The organism is Actinomadura sp. WMMB 499 (genome assembly GCF_008824145.1).
In the GTDB taxonomy this organism is placed as follows: domain Bacteria; phylum Actinomycetota; class Actinomycetes; order Streptosporangiales; family Streptosporangiaceae; genus Spirillospora.
Window position 1 is genome coordinate 4,840,714 of record NZ_CP044407.1, and the last position, 18,646, is coordinate 4,859,359.

The 18,646-nt window shown below is 73.4% G+C and carries 16 protein-coding genes and 1 pseudogene; 14 read left to right on the forward strand and 3 right to left on the reverse strand.

What is annotated here, in order from left to right; genetic code table 11:
• Nucleotides 1-6 precede the first annotated feature (6 nt).
• The 10 genes and pseudogenes from F7P10_RS21425 (at nucleotide 7) to F7P10_RS21465 (ending at nucleotide 7,664) form a co-directional block, all read left to right on the forward strand.
• A complete protein-coding gene (locus F7P10_RS21425; protein ID WP_151011603.1) occupies nucleotides 7-1,155 on the forward strand; it encodes a TadA family conjugal transfer-associated ATPase in 1,149 nt (382 codons plus the stop codon).
• A complete protein-coding gene (locus F7P10_RS21430) occupies nucleotides 1,152-1,841 on the forward strand; it encodes a type II secretion system F family protein (protein WP_151011604.1) in 690 nt (229 codons plus the stop codon). Before F7P10_RS21425 ends, F7P10_RS21430 begins: the two co-directional genes overlap by 4 nt.
• A complete protein-coding gene (locus tag F7P10_RS44530; RefSeq protein ID WP_254715936.1) occupies nucleotides 1,842-2,048 on the forward strand; it encodes a hypothetical protein in 207 nt (68 codons plus the stop codon). It abuts the gene before it with no gap.
• 98 nt (nucleotides 2,049-2,146) lie between these two features.
• Nucleotides 2,147-2,566, forward strand: coding sequence for a type II secretion system F family protein (locus tag F7P10_RS44535; protein ID WP_254715937.1), 420 nt, complete (start codon nucleotides 2,147-2,149; stop codon nucleotides 2,564-2,566).
• A 78-nt stretch (nucleotides 2,567-2,644) separates the two neighbouring features.
• A complete protein-coding gene (locus F7P10_RS21440; RefSeq protein WP_151011606.1) occupies nucleotides 2,645-2,821 on the forward strand; it encodes a DUF4244 domain-containing protein in 177 nt (58 codons plus the stop codon).
• A gap of 11 nt (nucleotides 2,822-2,832) precedes the next feature.
• Nucleotides 2,833-3,189 (forward strand): TadE family type IV pilus minor pilin, encoded by a 357-nt coding sequence (locus tag F7P10_RS21445; RefSeq protein ID WP_176611599.1) that lies wholly within the window; start codon nucleotides 2,833-2,835, stop codon nucleotides 3,187-3,189.
• Between the two features lie 1,139 nt (nucleotides 3,190-4,328).
• Complete coding sequence (locus F7P10_RS21450) at nucleotides 4,329-4,631, forward strand: Rv3654c family TadE-like protein (protein ID WP_254716790.1); 303 nt, start codon at nucleotides 4,329-4,331, stop codon at nucleotides 4,629-4,631.
• Between the two features lie 516 nt (nucleotides 4,632-5,147).
• Nucleotides 5,148-6,134 carry a hypothetical protein gene (locus F7P10_RS42565; RefSeq protein WP_176611601.1) on the forward strand — a complete coding sequence of 329 codons (987 nt, stop codon included), beginning with the start codon at nucleotides 5,148-5,150 and terminating at the stop codon, nucleotides 6,132-6,134.
• Nucleotides 6,135-6,212: 78 nt separating this feature from the next.
• Nucleotides 6,213-6,581: a hypothetical protein gene (locus F7P10_RS21460; protein WP_151011609.1), complete on the forward strand. Its 369-nt coding sequence runs from the start codon at nucleotides 6,213-6,215 to the stop codon at nucleotides 6,579-6,581.
• 107 nt (nucleotides 6,582-6,688) lie between these two features.
• Nucleotides 6,689-7,664, forward strand: a pseudogene (locus F7P10_RS21465) (IS481 family transposase).
• A 77-nt stretch (nucleotides 7,665-7,741) separates the two neighbouring features.
• Here F7P10_RS21465 and F7P10_RS21470 read toward each other — a convergent pair.
• Nucleotides 7,742-10,027, reverse strand: coding sequence for a DEAD/DEAH box helicase (locus F7P10_RS21470; RefSeq protein ID WP_151011611.1), 2,286 nt, complete (start codon nucleotides 10,025-10,027; stop codon nucleotides 7,742-7,744).
• A gap of 235 nt (nucleotides 10,028-10,262) precedes the next feature.
• Here F7P10_RS21470 and F7P10_RS21475 point away from each other — a divergent pair, with 235 nt between their 5' ends.
• The 4 genes from F7P10_RS21475 (at nucleotide 10,263) to F7P10_RS21490 (ending at nucleotide 14,782) form a co-directional block, all read left to right on the forward strand.
• On the forward strand, nucleotides 10,263-10,616 hold the full coding sequence (locus F7P10_RS21475; RefSeq protein WP_026402937.1) for an STAS domain-containing protein: 354 nt from the start codon (nucleotides 10,263-10,265) through the stop codon (nucleotides 10,614-10,616).
• Between the two features lie 13 nt (nucleotides 10,617-10,629).
• Complete coding sequence (locus tag F7P10_RS21480) at nucleotides 10,630-11,067, forward strand: ATP-binding protein (protein ID WP_151011613.1); 438 nt, start codon at nucleotides 10,630-10,632, stop codon at nucleotides 11,065-11,067.
• 548 nt (nucleotides 11,068-11,615) lie between these two features.
• A complete protein-coding gene (locus F7P10_RS21485; protein ID WP_151011614.1) occupies nucleotides 11,616-14,042 on the forward strand; it encodes a sodium-translocating pyrophosphatase in 2,427 nt (808 codons plus the stop codon).
• A gap of 269 nt (nucleotides 14,043-14,311) precedes the next feature.
• Complete coding sequence (locus tag F7P10_RS21490) at nucleotides 14,312-14,782, forward strand: histidine phosphatase family protein (protein ID WP_151011616.1); 471 nt, start codon at nucleotides 14,312-14,314, stop codon at nucleotides 14,780-14,782.
• A 13-nt stretch (nucleotides 14,783-14,795) separates the two neighbouring features.
• Here the strand turns inward: F7P10_RS21490 and F7P10_RS21495 are convergent, their stop codons facing one another.
• Both F7P10_RS21495 and serB read right to left on the reverse strand, forming a co-directional pair.
• Nucleotides 14,796-17,057 carry an FUSC family protein gene (locus tag F7P10_RS21495; RefSeq protein WP_151011618.1) on the reverse strand — a complete coding sequence of 754 codons (2,262 nt, stop codon included), beginning with the start codon at nucleotides 17,055-17,057 and terminating at the stop codon, nucleotides 14,796-14,798.
• 365 nt (nucleotides 17,058-17,422) lie between these two features.
• Nucleotides 17,423-18,634, reverse strand: coding sequence for a phosphoserine phosphatase SerB (serB, locus tag F7P10_RS21500; RefSeq protein ID WP_151011620.1), 1,212 nt, complete (start codon nucleotides 18,632-18,634; stop codon nucleotides 17,423-17,425).
• Nucleotides 18,635-18,646 lie beyond the last annotated feature (12 nt).

Consider the following 18,646-nt stretch of genomic DNA (forward strand, 5'->3'; position numbering starts at 1 on the left):
GCCGACATGACCAGACTCTCCGACGCCGTCCGCGGCCGGCTCGCGGACACCGGCGCCGAACCCACGGCCGGCCGGGTGGCCGCCGCCCTGCGCGCCGAGGAACGCCTCCTCGGCGACCGGGAGGTGCTCGCCCTCACCGACGAGCTGCGCGCGGAGTTCGTCGGCGCCGGGCCGCTCGAGCCGCTGCTGCGGTCCCCGGACGTCACGGACGTCCTCGTCAACGGGCCCGACGAGGTCTGGGCCGACGCGGGCGGCGGGCTCGTCCGCACCGACGTCCGGTTCCCCGGCGAGGGCGCCCTCCGCCGCCTCGCGCAGCGGCTCACCGCCGCGGCGGGGCGCCGCCTGGACGACGCGGCCCCCTACAGCGACGCCCGCCTGCCCGGCGGCGTCCGGCTGCACGCCGTTCTCCCGCCCATCGCGCCCGGTGGCACCTGCCTGTCCCTGCGCCTCCCCCGCCGCCGGGCCTTCACGCTCGACGAACTCGTCGCCACCGCGACCGTCCCGCCGGAGGGCGCCGCCCTCCTGGCGGCCGTCGTGGCCGCCCGAGCCGCGTTCCTCGTCACCGGCGGCACCGGAACGGGCAAGACGACCCTGCTGAGCACCCTCCTCGGCACGGCCTCCCCGTCCGAGAGGCTCCTGCTGGTGGAGGATTCCGCAGAGCTGCGCCCCGACCACCCGCACGTCGTCCGCCTGGAGGCCCGGCCCCCGAACATGGAGGGCGCCGGTGGCGTCACCCTGAACGACCTGGTCCGCCAAGCCCTCCGCATGCGTCCCGACCGCCTCGTCGTGGGCGAAGTGCGCGGCCCGGAAGTCGTGGTCCTCCTGCAGGCGCTCAACACGGGCCACGAGGGCGGCTGCGGCACCCTGCACGCCAACACCCCCGCCGACGTGCCCGCCCGCCTCGAGGCCCTCGCCTGCGCCGCCGGGCTCACCCGCGAGGCCGTCCACAGCCAGCTCGCCGCCGCCCTCGACATCGTCGTCCACCTCGCCCGAGCCCCGTCCGGCGCCCGCCGCGTCGCCGACGTGGGCGTCCTCCAGCGGGAGCCCGACGGCCTGGTGGCCGTCCGTCCCGCCGTCTCCTTCGCCGCCGGCGAGACCGTCCACCACCCCGCCGCCGAGGCGCTGGCGGCCCGCCTGCACCCGCACTGGCCATGACGACCGCGCTGACGGGCCTGTGCCTCGCGGCGGCCGTCTGGACGTTCCTCGCGCCCTCCGGGGCGCACAGGCGCGTCCACCGCCTCCTCCGCACCGGACCACCCGTCCGCCCGTCCCTCACCACCCACGTGGCGGCCTTCAAAGACAGGCGGACCCGCCCCCGCCGATGGCGCACCGCGGTGATCGAGCTCTGCGACGGGATGGCCGCCGAACTGGCCGCCGGCCGAACCCCCGAGGACGCCTTCACCGCGTCCGCCGCCGTACTCGACCCGGCGATCTCGAAGGAGCTGCTCGAATGCGACGCCCTGACCGACCTGGCGAGGACTCCCGGCGCGGAGGGCCTGCGCCTCCTCGAGGCGTGCCTGCGCGTCGGCGCCGAGCGCGGTGGCACGCTGGCCACCGTCCTGGACGGCCTCGCCGCCGCCCTCCGCGACGAGGAGGCCCAGCGGCAGGACGTCGCCGTCCAGCTCGCGGGCCCCCGGGCCACCGCCCGCCTCCTCGCCGCGCTCCCCGTCCTCGGCATCGCCATGGCGGCGGCCCTCGGAGCGCGTCCCCTGTCGTTCCTCTGCGGCACGCTGCCCGGCCTCGCCTGCCTGGTCGCCGGTGTCGCCCTCAACGCCACCGGCCTCTGCTGGACGACGCGCCTGGCGAGGTCCGCCGAGTCGCCCCGACCAGGAGGACGCTGAATGATCACCGGCTTCGCGGCCGTCCTCTGCGCGACGACGGCCGTCCACATCCTCACCAGACCGAGCGACTCCAGCAGGAGGCTGGCCCGATGCTTCCCCGCACCCCGCCGATCCAGAGGTTCCCCGGACGGCCTTCTCCGCCACATCGCGACGGCCGCCACGCTCGCCCTCGCCGTCCTCGTCCTCGGCCTCCCCTCGGGGTCCTGATCGGAGTTCCGGCCGCCGCGGCCGTCCGGTACTCCTTCACCCGCCTGGGCGCCGCCGAGCGTGCCCGCCACCGGGCCCGGCTCATCGCCGACCTGCCCGTGGCCGTCGACCTCCTCGCGGCCTGCCTGCGCGGCGGCATGCCCTGGCACGACGCGGTGAACGCGGTCGCGGACGCCATCGGCGGCCCGCTGGCCGAGGAACTCGAACGGGTGACCGTCCAGATCCGGCTCGGTGCGGACCCAGCCACGGCATGGCTCGCCCTCACCGGCGAGCCGACGCTCGCGCCGCTGGCCCGCGCCGCCGTCCGCGCGACCTCCGGCGGCGCCACCCTGGCGCCGTCCCTCGCCCGGCTGGCCCGAGACCAGCGACGCGTCGCCCGCGGCGCCGCCGCGGCACGCGCGCGGGCGGCGGGCATCCGCGTCCTCGCCCCGCTGGGCCTGTGCTTCCTGCCCGCGTTCATCCTGCTCGGAGTCGTCCCGGCCGTCGCCGGCATCGCCTCGACGATCCTCATCCCCTGAGTTATCCACAGCCCCGCGTTTCTCCGCCGACCCCACTCCCCATGCCAGAACCTGAAAACGAACCACGAAGGAGATCCCATGAACCTGACGAAGCGCTGGAAGAACAAGGACGCGGGCATGTCCACCGCCGAGTACGCCGTGGGCACCATCGCCGCCGCGGCCTTCGCGGGTCTGCTCTTCAAGATCGTGACCAGTTCGGAGGTGCAGGAGATGCTCTTACAGATCATCAACCGCGCCCTCCAGCTCGCCGACTGAGGGATCGGGGCATGGCCACGGCGGAGATCGCCGTGGCCCTCCCCAGCCTGGTCCTGGTCACCGCGATCGTCCTGTGGGGGATGACGGCCGTCGCGACTCAGCTCACCTGCAACGACGCCGCCCGAACAGGCGCGCGGGCCGCGGCCAGGGGAGAACCCCTGCCCGCGGTCCGGGAGATGGTCGCCCAGGCCGTCCCCGAAGGCGCCACGGTCAAGGTCACCCGCGACGCCGCCACCGTCCACGTGGACGTGTCCGTCCACGTGGAACCCCCGGCCGGACTCCCGGCCCTGACCGTCCGCGCCCACGCAGCGACCGCCACAGAACCGGGCGCCGCAGAACCGGGCGCCGACCGCCCGAGCCATCCCTGACGAGCACGATCGAATCCTCGGCGATCAGCCGGAAGATTCCCGGGCCGACGACACCCACGTCGTCGCCACGGCAAACGGACAAGGAGTCTTGATCATGCACCGGCACTTCCACCGGCCGACCGTCCCAGTGTTGCGACGCCTTGCACGGGGTGTCTCGTGGGTGCGGCACCACCACGTCGAGATCCGCCGACATCGTGCGCCGGTCGGTCCGCGCCCTACGGCCCCGGATCTCGGTCGGCCCAGTCGCGAACGAGGGCACCGGCGCGGTCTCGGGTGCCGAAGTCCCGAAGGACGACTTCCGCGCAAGCACGCGCAGCGCCGTGGCCGGTCCCCCACGTCCTTCCTCCACCGGAACGTCCGACCGCACCCCCGAAGACCGCACCCCAGAGGACCGCACCCCAGAGGACCAAATCCCGAGGGCCGCACCGCCCGATGACCGCACGCCCGAGGACCGCACGCCCGAGGACCGCACGCCCGAGGACCGCACGCCCGAGGCCAAATCCCGAGGGCCGCACCCAGGCATAGGCGGGGGATGGCTCTACCAACGGCCCATCCCCGCACGTGGTGAGAGTGCACCCGTGCACTCTCACCACGGTCGGCCTCACCACGGTCGGCCTCACCACGGTCGGCCTCACCACGGTCGGCCTCACCACGGTCGGCCTCACCACGGTCGTGGCGCCGCGGCCGGCTCCCGACGGGGTGACTTCGCTCCGGCACCGGCCCCGCTGCGGTCGGCTTCTCCGCGCCGGGGTCTGCCGCGCCGGGGTTTGCTGCCTACCAGCAGCTTGAGAACTCCCTGGTGCAGGCGCGCCAACGCGCACGATGGCGATGCATCCCGCGGTCGCGTTCGGGCTCAAGCTGCCCGTGCGGCCGTGGGGTCGCGCCGGGGTGCTGCTCGCGTCTGGGGGCCGCTGTAGTGGGTTTGGCGGGGTTGGGGTCGGTAGGGGGCGGGCGCGCTGCGGGGGCTCGGCGTGGGGGAAGGGCGGGCGTGGCGTCCCGGTGATCGAGGCGAGGTATGGCGCGGAAGGGGCGGGATGGAGCGGAGGTGTCGGGGCCTGGCGGCCGGGGGGTTCGGGCCGGGCGAGCGGGATCGGGGGGCGGGGACGCTGTGGGTGGTCGCGTTCATGGCGGTGATCTGGATGGGAGGTGTGGCCGCCATGGCGGTGGGAGGAGTGCGGGCGGCGCGTCATCGGGGGGACGCGGCGGCCGATCTCGCGGCGCTCGCGGGGGCGGCTCACGCGGCGGAGGGGCGTGCGGCGGCCTGCCGTTGGGCGCGGGAGATGGCGGGGGCGTCGGGAGCGCGCCTGGAGAGGTGCACGGTGCGGGGGGAGGTCGTGGAGGTGCGGGTGGCGGTGCGGGTCCGGGGACCGGGGGAGATCGGCGAGCTAAGGATCGTTTCGCGGGCCAGGGCTGGCCCTGTGGGGGATATGGGCGTAACCTGACGCGACGCAGTTCGTTGAACTGAACGTCAATAGGTCGCGCCCGGAGCCACTGCCATCACATTCGTCACTCATCTGTGACATTCGTTACCGGTTGGTACGTTACGCTGCCGTAAGCCCCCGCTCATCACTCGGCACAGTGAGCCCCGCGACAGGACGCAGTCGAAGGGATTGACGCCGTGACCATCATTCGCAGGATCGGTGCGATCGCCCTCGCGACGCCTCTTGCGATGAGCATCCCGGTCATCGCCGCGCCCCCGCCTCCGCGGAGACGGCGGTGATCGCCCCAAGGACGGCTCGGTCGTCACCAGCGGCTCGCAGCTCACCGCGACGGCGGACACCGACTTCCGGGCGGCCAAGGTCGAACTGCGGGTCAGCGGGCCCGGCGGCGACGCGCTGCTGGACGAGCACACCTTCGCCGCGGGCGAACTGACGGGTACGTTCCCGATCACGCGGAACGGGCCGTACAAGGTCTACCTGGGCCACTTCTCCGGGGAACTGGCGGCCAGCAACATCACGGTGAAGGTGCCGCCGGCGACGCCCGCGGGGGTGTCCGCCGCGGCGTCCGGGGGCAAGCTCGCCGTCAAGTGGGGCATGGGCGAGGAGGCCGATCTCGAGGGCTACACGCTCAGCGGGACCGGGGTGAAGCCCACGTCCGGGGCGGTGGGCGCCTTCTGCAGCGGGGGCCAGTGCTCCGCGAGCCTGCCGCTGACCCAGGAGAGCGGCACCTTCTCGGTGGAGGTCCGGGCCCAGCGGGCGGACGGCGCCGGCGGCTCGGTGTACTCCGAGCCGGCGACCGCGAGCGACGTGGTGACGGCGGCGAACGCTCCGTCGGCCGGTGGCGGATCGACGGCCTCCCTGCCGGTGACCGGATCGGCGCCGAGCACGACTCCGCTGACCCCGTTCAACGAGCAGTCGCCGATCACGCTGCCGTCCGTCCAGCCCGACGGCGCCACCCCCGGGCTCGTTTACCCGGCACCGGAGATCGCGGACGACGCACCGGTCGCGCAGAGCGTCGCGGCGACCGACCGGCTGCAGTGGGGCCAGAGCATCGGGATCGCGCTGGTGCTGCTCGTCGTCGCGGCGCACCTCGGCACGTGGACGCGGAGCCTGCGCGCCGCCTCGGTCGCGACCAGCTCGCGCGGGACGGCGGCGCGGATCGCGCGCGGCGGCACCGGGCGCAAGCGGGTCAGCAAGGCGCGGGAGCACATCGCGCGCGCCGAGGCCGTCGCCAAGACCGGTCCCGTGAAGCCCAAGGCGCCGGAGTCCGGCTCCGCTAAGGCGAAGTCCGCCGGGGGGACGTCCGCCAAGGGCGACGCCGCGAAGGCGCCCTCCGCGAAGGCGACGTCCGCGAAGACCGCGCCGGGTGCTCCGGCGACCACGGCGACCTCGCCGAAGGGGCGGGGGTCCAGAGGCGGGGCCAGGCGGGCGCCGTCCCGGAAGGACGCCAAGGGGCGGCGGCCCGGCGGTGTCGAGGTGAAGGTGGCCAGGTCACGGCGTAAGTGATCGGCAGGGGTGGCGACCGAATTGCCCGCGGTCTAGGCTGCGGTCCCAGTCGGACTCCCGGAGAGGAGAACCTCCCGCATGATCTTCCTGGGGCTGGTCCTTGTGCTGGCCGCCGTTCTCGCGGCGGTGGCGGTGGTGCTGGACAACACGGGTGACGCCGGTCTGACGGCGTTCGGGGACGCGCTCCCCGGAGTCACCCAGGAATGGCACGTGTTCATGGCGGGCGCCGTGGTCGCCGTGGTGTTCATGGCCGGGGTGATGGTGGCGGCGCTCGGGTTCAAGCACGCGATCGAGATGCGCAGGGAACTGCGTGATCTCCGGGACGAGCACGAGGAGTCCCTCCAGACCCTCGAGATGGAGCGGCGGAAGCTGCAGCAGGCGCTGGCCCAGGCCCGCCGGGGGATGGGCGACGAGCCGTCCGTCCCGGCCCAGCGCGTCGCTCCCTAGCTGTACTCAGCCACGAGGTTGGTGACACGCCGACCGTGGTGGTTGATCAATGAGAAGACCTCCGAGTGCGGTGGAGATGTCGGTCTTCACCCGTCTCGGAGGTCTTCATGGCCCACGCTAATGCACGCCTGACGATCCACGGCCGCCGTCTGCTGGTCCAGCGCGTCCGCGACCAGGGCCGCCCGGTCGCGCACGTCGCGAAAGAGCTGGGAGTGTCCCGCCAATGCGCGCACCGGTGGGTGCGCCGCCACGCCGCCGAGGGCGTGGCCGGCCTGCACGACCGGTCCTCCCGCCCCCACCGCACCCCGCCCGGACCTCGCCGCAGGGCGAGCAGCGGGTGCTGACCAGCGGCCCGGCTGCGCCGCGGCCCGGCGTTCATCGCCGCCGCGACCGGAGTCCCCGAACGCACCGTCACCCGCATCCTGCGCCGCCACCACATCCCGCGGCCGGCCGAGTGCGACCCCCTCACCGGGCAGCCGATCCGGGCCACCCGCCACACCACGACCCGCTACGAGCACGACCGGCCCGGCGCCCTGCTGCACATCGACGTCAAGAAGATCGGCCGCATCCCCGACGGCGGCGGCTGGCGCGCCCACGGCCGCGCCGACTCCCGCCTGGCCCGCCACAAGCACGCACGCATCGGCTACGACCACGTCCACGCCGCCGTCGACGACCGCACCCGCCTGGCCTACGCCGAGATCCACCCCGACGAGAAAGGCTCCACCGCAGCCGGATTCCTGCGCCATCGCCACCGCGTTCTTCGCCGCCCGCGGCATCACCCGGATCGAACGGGTCCTGACCGACAACGCCTGGTGCTACCGCCACAGCCGCGACTTCACCGCCGCCCTGGCCGACCTGGGCGCTCGACACAAGCTGATCCGCCCGCACTGCCCCTGGCAGAACGGCAAGGTCGAACGCTTCAACCGCACCCTGGCCGCCGAATGGGCCTACCGGCAGGTGTTCACCAGCAACACCCAGCGCACCGAACACCTGGCACCCTGGCTGGAGTACTACAACACCCGACGCCCGCACACCGCACTCGGCGGCCACCCACCGATCAGCCGCCTGTCACCAACGCCATGACCGAGTACACCTAGCGGCTTCGGGGCGAGCGCCGCCGACGCCGTGTCGCCGTCGGGCGCGCGGGTGCCGCCGGTCGGTCAGGGGGCGCTCTTCAGCAGCACGTCCAGGAGGACCAGGGCGCCCTCCTTGTCCAGCGGGTCGTTGCCGTTGCCGCACTTGGGCGACTGGATGCAGGACGGGCAGCCGGTGGCGCACTCGCAGGAGGCGATCGCGTCCCGGGTCGCGCGGAGCCAGGTGGCCGCGTCGGCGTAGCCCCGTTCGGCGAATCCGGCGCCGCCCTCGTGGCCGTCGTACACGAACACGGTCAGCAGTCCGGTATCGGGGTGCAGGGCCGTGGAGACGCCGCCGATGTCCCAGCGGTCGCAGGTCGCGAAGAGCGGCAGGAGCCCGATGGACGCGTGCTCGGCGGCGTGCGCGGAGCCCGGGAGATCGAGGTCGAGGCGTTCGGTCTCCTCCGCCGAGAGCGTCCACCAGACGGCGCGGGTGCGCAGGGTGCGGGGCGGAAGGTCGAGGGGCTTCTCGCCGAGCATCTCGCCGGTCTGCAGGCGGCGCATCTGGTAGGCGACGACCTGCCGGGTGACGTCGACGGTGCCGAAGCTCAGCGTCGCCTCGCCCCACGCGGACGAGCGGAGCCGTTCGACGATCGCGATGTCGGTGACGTCGCGGGCGGTGGTGGAGTGGTCGGGGTCCGCGGGTTCGACGAGGGCGACGGAGTCGTCGAGGTCGAGGGTCTGCACGATGAACGACTCGCCCTGGTGGACGTAGACGGCGCCCTCATGGACGGTCGTGTGCGCGGACGCCTCGTCGACGGTGCCGAGCAGCCGTCCCGTGCCGGACTCGACGACCTGGACGGGCGCGCCGCCGGCGCCGCGGATGTCGGCGAGCTCGACGGCCTTGTCGCGGCGCGTCCAGTACCACCCGGCGGGACGGCGCCGCAGGAACCCGCGGCGCACGAGATCGGGGAGGAGATCGGCGGTGGCGGGGCCGAACAGTTCGGCGTCGGCCTCGGTGAGGGGAAGCTCGGACGCGGCCGAGCAGAGGTGGGGTTCGAGGACGTAGGGGTTGTCGGGGTCGAGGACGGTCGCCTCGACGGGGGTTCCGAAGATCGCCTCGGGGTGGTGCACGAGGAAGGTGTCGAGGGGATCGTCGCGGGCGACGAGGACCGACAGGGACGCCTGCCCGGAGCGTCCCGCGCGTCCGGCCTGCTGCCAGAGGGACGCGCGGGTGCCGGGCCAGCCGCAGACGATGACGGCGTCGAGACCCGAGACGTCCACGCCGAGCTCGAGCGCGTTGGTGCTGGCGAGGCCGACGAGGTCGCGGGCGCGCAGGGCCGCCTCGAGGGCGCGCCGCTCCTCGGGGAGGTAGCCCGCGCGGTAGGCGGCGACCTGCCCCGGAAGCTCGGGGGAGACGTCGGACAGGGCGCGTTTGGCGCCGAGCGCGACGGACTCGGCGCCGCGGCGGGAGCGGACGAACGCGAGGGTCTGCACGCCCTCGACGACGAGGTCGGCGAGCAGGTCGCCGGCCTCGGCGGTGGCGGTGCGGCGCACGGGGGCGCCGCGCTCCCCGCGCAGGTCGGTGAGCGGCGGCTCCCAGAGCGCGAACGTTGCGGGCCCGCGGGGGGACGCGTCGTCGGCGACGGCGACGACGTCCAGACCGGTGAGCCGGGACGCGGTGGTCGCGGGCTCGGAGGTGGTGGCGGACGCCAGGACGAACGTGGGCGCCGCGTGGTACCGGGCGCAGACGCGGCGGAGGCGGCGGAGGATCTGGGCGACGTGCGAGCCGAACACGCCCCGGTAGCCGTGCGCCTCGTCGATGACGACGTAGCGGAGGCGGCGCAGGAACGAGGACCAGCGGGCGTGGGAGGGCAGGATCGACCGGTGCAGCATGTCCGGATTGGTCAGGACGTAGTTGGCGTGCTGCCGGACCCAGGTGCGGTCTTCTCTGGGGGTGTCGCCGTCGTAGGTGGCGGCGCGGATGCGGGTGAGCCGCAGCCCTCGGAGCGTGCGGAGCTGGTCCGCCGCGAGCGCTTTCGTGGGGGAAAGGTAAAGGATCGTGCCTTCGCGGTCTTCGTCGTAGACGGCCTCGACGGCCGGAAGGAGGTAGGCCAAGGATTTCCCGGACGCCGTTCCTGTGGCGATGATCACAGAACGTCCGGCACGGGCGTGCTCGGCGGCGGCGGCCTGGTGCTCCCACGGGGCGTCGATGCCCGCGGCGGCGAGGCGTTCCACGAGGAGGGGCGGGGACCAGGACGGCCACGGCGCGCGGCGGCCCGCCCGTGCGGGGACGCGTTCGACGTGCGTGATGCGGTCCCGGCGGGTGGGGTCGGCCAGGAGCCGGTCCAAAGGAGATCTCTGCGCGCCCATCAGGTTTTCAGTTTGCCAGCCTGGGCAAAACTACGGGAACGCCCCGGCGCCGTGGCATGCCTCCCCCTGCCCTCGCAGTGGATCAGCAGGTCAGACGGGCGCGGACTTTCGCCCGAGTGGGCGATAACGTGCGTACGCCGCGCCGGAGCGTGGTTGAATCACGGCGATGTCCCGCGTGACCGGCTCCCCGTCGGGTATGTGGGACCGGATTGTGCTGCACGGTGCTGGAGGATCTGTGGACCTGAAGGTGAACGACTACACCACCGACGATGGCCTCACCGTCATCAACGTGGAGGGCGAGATCGACGTCTACACGGCGCCGAAGCTTCGCGAGAAGCTCATCGATCTGGTCAACAAGGGGAAGTTCCACCTGCTCGTGGACATGGAGAAGGTCGAGTTCCTCGACTCGACGGGCCTCGGCGTCCTGGTCGGCGGGTTGAAGCGGGTGCGGGCGCACGACGGTTCCCTGGAGCTGGTGTGCACCCAGGAGCGCATCCTCAAGATCTTCCGGATCACCGGGCTGACCAAGGTCTTCGGCATCCACGACTCGATCGCCGACGCCGAGGAAAAGCGCAAGGGCGCCAAGTAGGCGGCTATCGGCAGTGGAGACCGTTGAACTTTCCATCAACGCGCGGCCCGTCCATGTCCGGACCGTCCGGCTGATCGTGACCTCCGTCGCGCGGCTGAACGGCGTCGGCGAGGAGATCCTGGACGAGGTCAGGCTCGCGGTCGGCGAGGCGTTCTCGCGGGCCGTGGAGGCGCACGTCCGGCACTGCCCGGACGAGCCGATCCGGCTGGAGCTGACCGGGGGCGAACGCCGCTTCGAGGTCACGGTGAGCGACACCGTGCCCGGCGACGACCCGGGCGGGTTCCCGGCGGCGCCCGACGCGGACGAACTCGAGTACGGCTTCGGGGAGGGCGCGGCGGAACTGGGCCTGGCCGTCATCGCGGGGCTCGCCGACGATGTGGACATCTCCGCGACGCCGAAGGGCGTCCAGATCCGCATGAGCTGGCCCGCCGAGGCCGAGCCGAACGTCTGACTCCGGTACTTCCGAAGGCCCCGCCCCCGGCGGGGCCTTCGCTTTGCACGGACGTGCACGGACTCGCACGGACTTCCGCGGGCGCCGGCGGGCGCGCGTCCGGGGATCTTGGTAATGGCGGGGCCGGATGCCCGCCGGGGATCTTGGTGTGAGATCGTCCTGACGCAAGATCGTGAATCGCGCGGGTTCCGGGCCGTTCCAAATGAGGGTTGTAGTTCGCCCTGAACAGGGTGGACGCGAGTGGTTCGTGTGCGGGGTGTGCCGGATGTCCGGTGTCAAGGTTGCTTTGAGGTAAGAGGATGCTTGCCTGGCTTGACCTGCGTCGATGCCTTGCGAATTCCGGTGAAGGTCAAATTCGAGAGTAAATTCCATTGCATGATGGTGACGCTCTCGTTAAGCCTCTTGTGCCCTTCTTGATCACGAGTCGCGTGCGTTGACTCATGGCACGCGCGTTGCCGCGGATAGGCGTTCGAAATCACGACTTGCGGGGTAAGCGGTAAAGATCGACTTTGAGGTCGAGATCGCTACGCCCCTGTCGAGGAGGACGGATGTCTGGGCTTACCGTGTCGAGCCCGGCCGGCGCCGACGTGGATCTCGGCGGCGGCGACCTGTCCCTGGTCGTCGTCGTCGCCGTGGTCGCGCTGCTGGCCCTGGCCGTCGCCGCGGGTCTGGTACGCGACGTGCTGGCCGCGGGCCAGGGCACCGAGAAGATGCAGGACATCGCGAAGGCGGTGCAGGTGGGCGCGGGCGCCTACCTGAAACGCCAGTTCCGCACGGTCGCGGTGTTCGTGGTGCTGATCCCGCTCGTGCTGCTGCTGCTTCCGGCCGACGGCGCGGGCGAGCGCATCGGACGGTCGGTGTTCTTCGTCATCGGGGCGCTGTTCTCGGCCGTGACGGGGTTCACCGGCATGTGGCTCGCGGTGCGCGGCAACGTGCGGGTCGCGGCGGCCGCGCGGGAGGAGGGCGGCGAGCGGACGGCGATGCGGATCGCCTTCCGGACGGGCGGCGTCGCGGGGATGTTCACCGTCGGGCTGGGCCTGTTCGGCGCCGCGGTCGTCGTGCTCGCCTACCAGGGGGACGCGCCGCGGGTCCTCGAGGGTTTCGGGTTCGGCGCGGCCCTGCTGGCGATGTTCATGCGGGTCGGCGGCGGCATCTTCACCAAGGCCGCCGACGTGGGCGCCGACCTGGTCGGCAAGGTCGAGAAGGGCATCCCGGAGGACGACCCGCGCAACGCGGCGACGATCGCCGACAACGTGGGCGACAACGTCGGGGACTGCGCGGGCATGGCCGCGGACCTGTTCGAGTCGTACGCGGTGATGCTGGTCGCGGCGCTGATCCTCGGCACCACGGCGTTCGGCACGCAGGGGCTGGTGTTCCCGCTGATCGTCCCGATGATCGGGGTGATCACGGCGGTGATCGGGATCTTCGCGGTGATGCCGCGGGCGGGCGACCGGTCCGGGATGACGGCGATCAACCGGGGCTTCTTCATCTCGGCGCTGTTCTCCGCGGTGCTGGTCGCCATCGCCGCGTTCACCTACCTGCCGGGCTCGTTCGCCGAGCTGGACGGCGTCACCAACTCCGAGATCGCGGGCATGGACGCCGACCCGCGCTGGATCGCGCTCGGCGCCGTCCTCATCGGGATCGTGCTGGCCAGCGCCATCCAGCTGCTGACCGGCTACTTCACGGAGACGAACCGCAAGCCCGTCAAGGAGGTCACCGGCAGCGCCCGGACGGGCCCGGCGACGGTCATCCTGTCGGGCATCTCGCTCGGCCTGGAGTCGGCCGTCTACACCGCGCTGGTGATCGGCGGCGCGGTCTACGGGGCGTTCCTGCTCGGGTTCGGCAACACGACGGTCGCGCTGTTCGCCGTCGCGATGGCGGGGACGGGGCTGCTCACCACGGTCGGCGTGATCGTGTCGATGGACACGTTCGGCCCGGTGTCGGACAACGCGCAGGGCATCGCGGAGATGTCCGGGGACGTCCAGGGCGAGGCGGCGGCCGTGCTGGAGCGGCTGGACGCGGTCGGCAACACGACCAAGGCGATCACGAAGGGCATCGCGATCGCGACGGCGGTGCTGGCGGCGACGGCGCTGTTCGGCTCGTACCGCGAGACGGTCGCGTCCGCGCTGGGCGACGCGTCGCAGGACGCGAAGGACGCGCTGGGCGACTTCCAGGTGTTCAGCCTGTCGATCGACAACCCGAACGTGCTGATCGGGCTGATCATCGGCGCCGCGGTGGTGTTCCTGTTCTCCGGCCTGGCCATCATGGCGGTCGGACGGGCGGCCGGCAGGGTGGTCGTGGAGGTGCGCGAGCAGTTCCGCACCAAGCCCGGCATCATGGACTACACCGAGAAGCCCGACTACGACCGCGTCGTGGACATCTGCACCCGGGACGCGCAGCGCGAGCTGGCCACCCCAGGACTGCTGGCGATCATGACGCCGATCGCGGTCGGGTTCGCGCTGGGGTACGCGCCGCTGGGCGCGTTCCTGGGCGGCGCGATCGCGGCCGGGGTGCTGATGGCGGTGTTCCTCGCGAACTCCGGCGGCGCCTGGGACAACGCGAAGAAGCTGGTCGAGGAGGGGCACCTCGGCGGCAAGGGCAGCGAGGCGCACGAGGCGACGATCATCGGCGACACCGTCGGCGACCCGTTCAAGGACACCGCGGGCCCCGCCATCAACCCGCTGATCAAGGTGATGAACCTGGTGGCGCTGCTGATCGCGGACGCCGTCGTGACCTACGCGGGCAACGTCCCGCTGCGCGTCGGCGTGACGATCGGGGCGGTGCTCGTCGTGGTCGCCGCGATCGTGATCTCCAAGCGGCGCGTCGACCCGATCGCCGAACCGCCCGTCGAGGGCTCCGGCCCGTCCGTCGGCGGCGGCGACGCGCAGGCGGTGCAGGGCCCGCCGCCCGAGGAGGCGCCGGTCGAGGCCGCGCCGCCCGCCGAGGGCGAGGAGTCGCAGGTCAACAAGGCGTGACGGGGCGAGGTGAGGGGGCCGGCCGGGTGGCCGGCCCCCTTCCGCGCGGGTGGTGTCGGGAGCACGGGGGACCGGCCATAGGCTGTAGGCGGATGCGGCCCGGCGGTCCGGGCGCGCACGAGGAGACCGGGAGGCGTGGTGGCCGGCGGCAAGTCGACGATGTCAGGGCCCAAGGGGTTCGCCCTTGTGCTCGCCGGGATGCTCGGGATCATGGCCGCGCTGTGGGGGCTCTCCGCGCTCGTCGCGCCCTGAGCCGTAGGGTTGCGGTCATGCCGACGCTGATCGTGCTCCGGCACGCCAAGGCCGAGTCCGGGCCGGGCAAGGCCGACATCGACCGTACGCTCGCCGACCGCGGACGCCGCGACGCCACCGCCACCGGCGAGTGGTTGCGCGCGCGCGGGCTCGTGCCCGGGTACGTCCTATGCTCCACGGCCGCGCGCACACGCGAGACCCTGGAGAGACTGGCGTTCGACGACGTGGACGCGTCGTTCGAGTCGCGGATCTACGACAACGACCCCGGCACGCTGCTCGACCTCGTGCGGGGCGCCCCGGACGGCGCGGCGACCGTCCTGCTCGTCGGGCACAACCCGTCGGTGCACCTGTTCGTCCACGATCTCGCGGGCGAGTCGCCGGACGGGTTCCCGACGTGCGCGCTCGCCGTCATCGACCTGCCGGACGGCTGGGCGGACGTCCGCCCCGGCGCGGGCACGCTCGTCACGTCCCGCACCCCGAAGGACTGACCCCGGACGGGCGTCAGCGGCGCCCCGCCCGGACGCCGGTCGCCGCGAACGACGCCTCGACGACCCGCCCGGCGTCGCGGCGCAGCGACCGGATCGCGTAGCGGGTGCCCGACACCTGCAGCAGCGCGTGCCGCAGCGGCGTGAACTCGTCCCGCCCGACGCCCGACCTGATCTCCGCGCGGCGCCGCCGGGTGATCGTCGACAGGTAGTCATCGAGGTCGGCGAGCCGCTCGCGGAGTTCCGCGACGGACGAGCCGTCCTCCTCGGCCCGCTCGTCCGGCGGGTCCTCCAGCACCGCCGAGGCCTCCTCCAGCTCGTCGGCGATCCGGTCGAGGATCTCGGGGATCGGCCCGGTCTCGACGGCCTCCTCCCGCGACATCCGCGACACCGCGATGAGGTGGTCGCGGACGCGGTGCGCGGCGCGCACGGCCGTTTGCAGCCGGGCGATCAGCTCGGTGTCGGGCACCCGTTCCTGCTCCAGCCGGTTCCGGGTCTCGGCGACGGCCTCGGCGGCCCGCTCGGCGGCGACGATCCTGTCGTGCGGCAGCCGGACGTGCTCGCCCGCGAGGACGTCGGCCGTGGACCGGACGAGCGCGGCGTGCGTGTCGGTGAGCCGGCCGAGCTGCACCGGCAGCCGTTCGAGGTGACCGGCCGGCCACAGCAGCCGGACGGCGAGGTAGGCGAGCAGCGTCCCGGCGATGGTGAGGACGACGCGTTCCCCGGCGGTGCTCCAGTCGGACGGGACGGAGAACTCGAGCAGCATCATCGTGAGGGGCGTGCCGAACAGGAACCAGTACGCGAAGTTCACCCCGCGCAACGCGAACCCGGCGAACGCGAAGGCCAGCACGACCAGCGCGATGGTGAACTGGCCGGGCGCGATCGTCAGCAGCAGCGCCGCGATGATCGACCCCACGGCTGTCCCGCCGACGCGCTGGAACAGCCGCTCGACCGTCTCGCCGTAGGTGGCGCGGAGGCTGAGCATCGCCGTCAGGGTCATCCAGTGGCCGTGCGGCAGTTCGAGCGCGGCGGCGAGCGCCATCGACACGACGGCCGTGAGCAGGACGCGCGACACCTGCCGGAACCGCGGCGAGCGGGTGGCGACGGCCGTGCGGACCTTCTCCCACACGGTCAGCGGGTTCGCCGCGGGCAGCCGCGGCGGCCCGAACCCGAGCCGCAGCCCGCCCGCGGTGATGCGCCGCGCGGACGCGACCTCACCGGCGATGCGGTCGATCGACCGGCGCACCTGCGCGATGAGCGCGACCGCGACGAGGTCCTCCTCGCCCGCGAGGCCCGCCCGGCGGACGCCCTCCGCCGCGCGTCCCATCCGGCGGACCGCCGCCGACTCCTCCCCGCCGAGCGGCGCCTCCCCGGACGTGGCGACCGCGCCCGCCAGCAGTCGCAGCCGGGCGGCGAGCGCGGAGATCGCGGTCTGCGCCTCCCCCTTCCACTCGCGTTCCGGCGGGTAGTTGCGGGCGGCCTCCACGACGGCCTGCAGCGTCACCGTCTCGTGCAGGACGCGCGCGAGCGCCTCGATGAGCCGCTCCGGCCGGGTCGGGTCGTCGCGTCCCCGGTCGGACCGGTACAGCCCGAACGTGGCGCGGGCGGCGGTGAGCGCCTCGGACGCGGCCCGCCGCCGCTGCTCCCAGTCGGGGAGGCGGGCGACGGCCAGCAGGTCCGGGTTGGTCAGCTCGACGGCGTCCAGCGGGGCGGGGTCGGGCGCGTCGACGTGCTGCGCGACGGCGTCGAGGGCTTCGGCGACCGCGTCGGCGGCGTCGCTCAGCGCGGTGTTCAGCGGCCGGAGCCGCCGCGCGGGCCAGGGCGCGAGCAGCAGCGCGGTCGTGCACGCCCCGCCGATCAGCTCCAGCAGGCCCACGTCCAGGACGACGTCGGCCTGCGGCGGCCGGATCGCGGCGAGCAGCACGGCGAGTCCGGCGGTCGGCCCGATCCGCGGTACCGCGACGCCGAGCGCGATCAGCGGCGGGACGACCGCGACGGCGAGCCACGTGTGCCCGGACAGCGTCCCGCCGATCGTCGAGCCGACGGCCACGACCACCACGGCGAGGCCCAGCTCGCGGGCGCGCGCGCCGTACGGGCCCTCGGGTGTCCGCAGCGCGACGAGGTACGCGCCGAGCGCGACCATCGCGCCCTGCGCCGCGTGCCCGGTGAGTGCCCCCGCGAGCAGCGGCACCGCGATCGCGAGCGCGGCGGCCACCCCGTACCAGGGCGCCGCCCGTCCTCCGGCCTGCGCGTACGCCTCGCGCACACGCTCCAGCACCGTTGCCCCTCCAAGATCACCGACCGCACCACCGGCCTACCCTGGTGATCAACGGTACGAACGGTGAACTCCCCCGCCGCCGCATTTCATTCCGCCGCGCCCAGGGGCGTGACCGCCGGCGAACCCCGCCGAAGCCGCACCGCCGGCGACCCCCTGGCGAGGGCCGGCGCCGCGTGTACGCGCCGGGCGACCGCAGCGCCTCGGCGGAGGCCGGACGTGCGCGACGGCTCGCGGCCGGGCGCGAGGACCGTCCGGCGCGAGGAGCGGGACGACCGGAGCGTGCGTACGACTCCCGAACGGAACGCCTTGCAACAGCGCGAGGATCGTTCCGCGACCAACGGGGGTTCCAGGGGGGCGCCCCCGGGTTAACGCGCCCCCCCGAGGGAATCCGCCGCGTCGGCGGCCACGACCTCCTCGCGGGAGATGCCGAGGAGGAAGACGATCGTGTCGAGGTAGGGCACGTTGACGGCGGTGTCGGCGGCCTCGCGGACGACCGGCTTGGCGTTGTAGGCGATGCCGAGACCGGCGGCCTGCAGCATGTCGAGGTCGTTGGCGCCGTCGCCGATCGCGACGGTCTGGGCGATGGGCACGCCCGCCTCGCGGGCGAAGCGCTCGAGGGCGGCGGCCTTGCCGGGACGGTCGATGACGGTGCCGACGACGCGGCCGGTGAGCTTGCCGTTCTCGATCTCGAGGGTGTTGGCGGCCGAGTAGTCGATCCCGAGGTCGTCGACGAGGGCGTCGGTGACCTGGGTGAAGCCACCGCTGACGATCGCGAACTCGTAGTCGAGCCGCTTGAGGGTGCGGACCATCGTGCGGGCCCCCGCGGCGAGCTCGAGCCGGTCGCGGACGTCGTCGATGGCGGACGCGTCGAGTCCGGCGAGGAGCGCGACGCGTTCGCGCAGGGAGCCCTCGAAGTCGAGTTCGCCGCGCATCGCGGCCTCGGTGACCTTGGCGACCTCGGCGAGGCAGCCGGCGTGCTCGGCGAGCAGCTCGATGACCTCGCCCTGGATGAGGGTGGAGTCGACGTCCATGACGATGAGCCGCTTGGCGCGCCGGGACAGCCCGCCGGGCTGGACGGCGACGTCGACCTGGCGCTCGGCGGCCTCGGCGGCGAGACCGGCCCGCAGGGCGTCGGGGTCGGCGCCGGAGACGTCCATCTCGATGCAGGTGACGGGGTCGCCGGCGAGGCGCTCCATGCGGTCGATGTTGGCGCCGTGCGCGGAGATGCGGCCCGCGATCCCGGCCATCGCGGCGGGGGTGAGGGGCGCGCCGAGGACGGTGACGTGCAGCCGTCCGCGCCGCTTCGGCGTCCGCGCGTCGCGTCCGGTGGAGAGTTCGGCCTCCATGTCGAGGTCGTTCGCGACGCGTTCGGCGGCGTTCCACACGCCGCCGATGTCGGTGTCGGCCGAGTAGGAGACCAGGACGCCGAGGACGAGTCGGCCGCGGATCACGACCTGCTCGACGTCGACGACGGTGATCGGGAACTCCGCGAGCGTCCTGAACAGGCGTGACGTCACGCCGGGGCGGTCGCGGCCGGTGAGTGTGATGAGCAGCGTGCGCTCTGCTGACCCGTCCATGCTGGGGTCCAC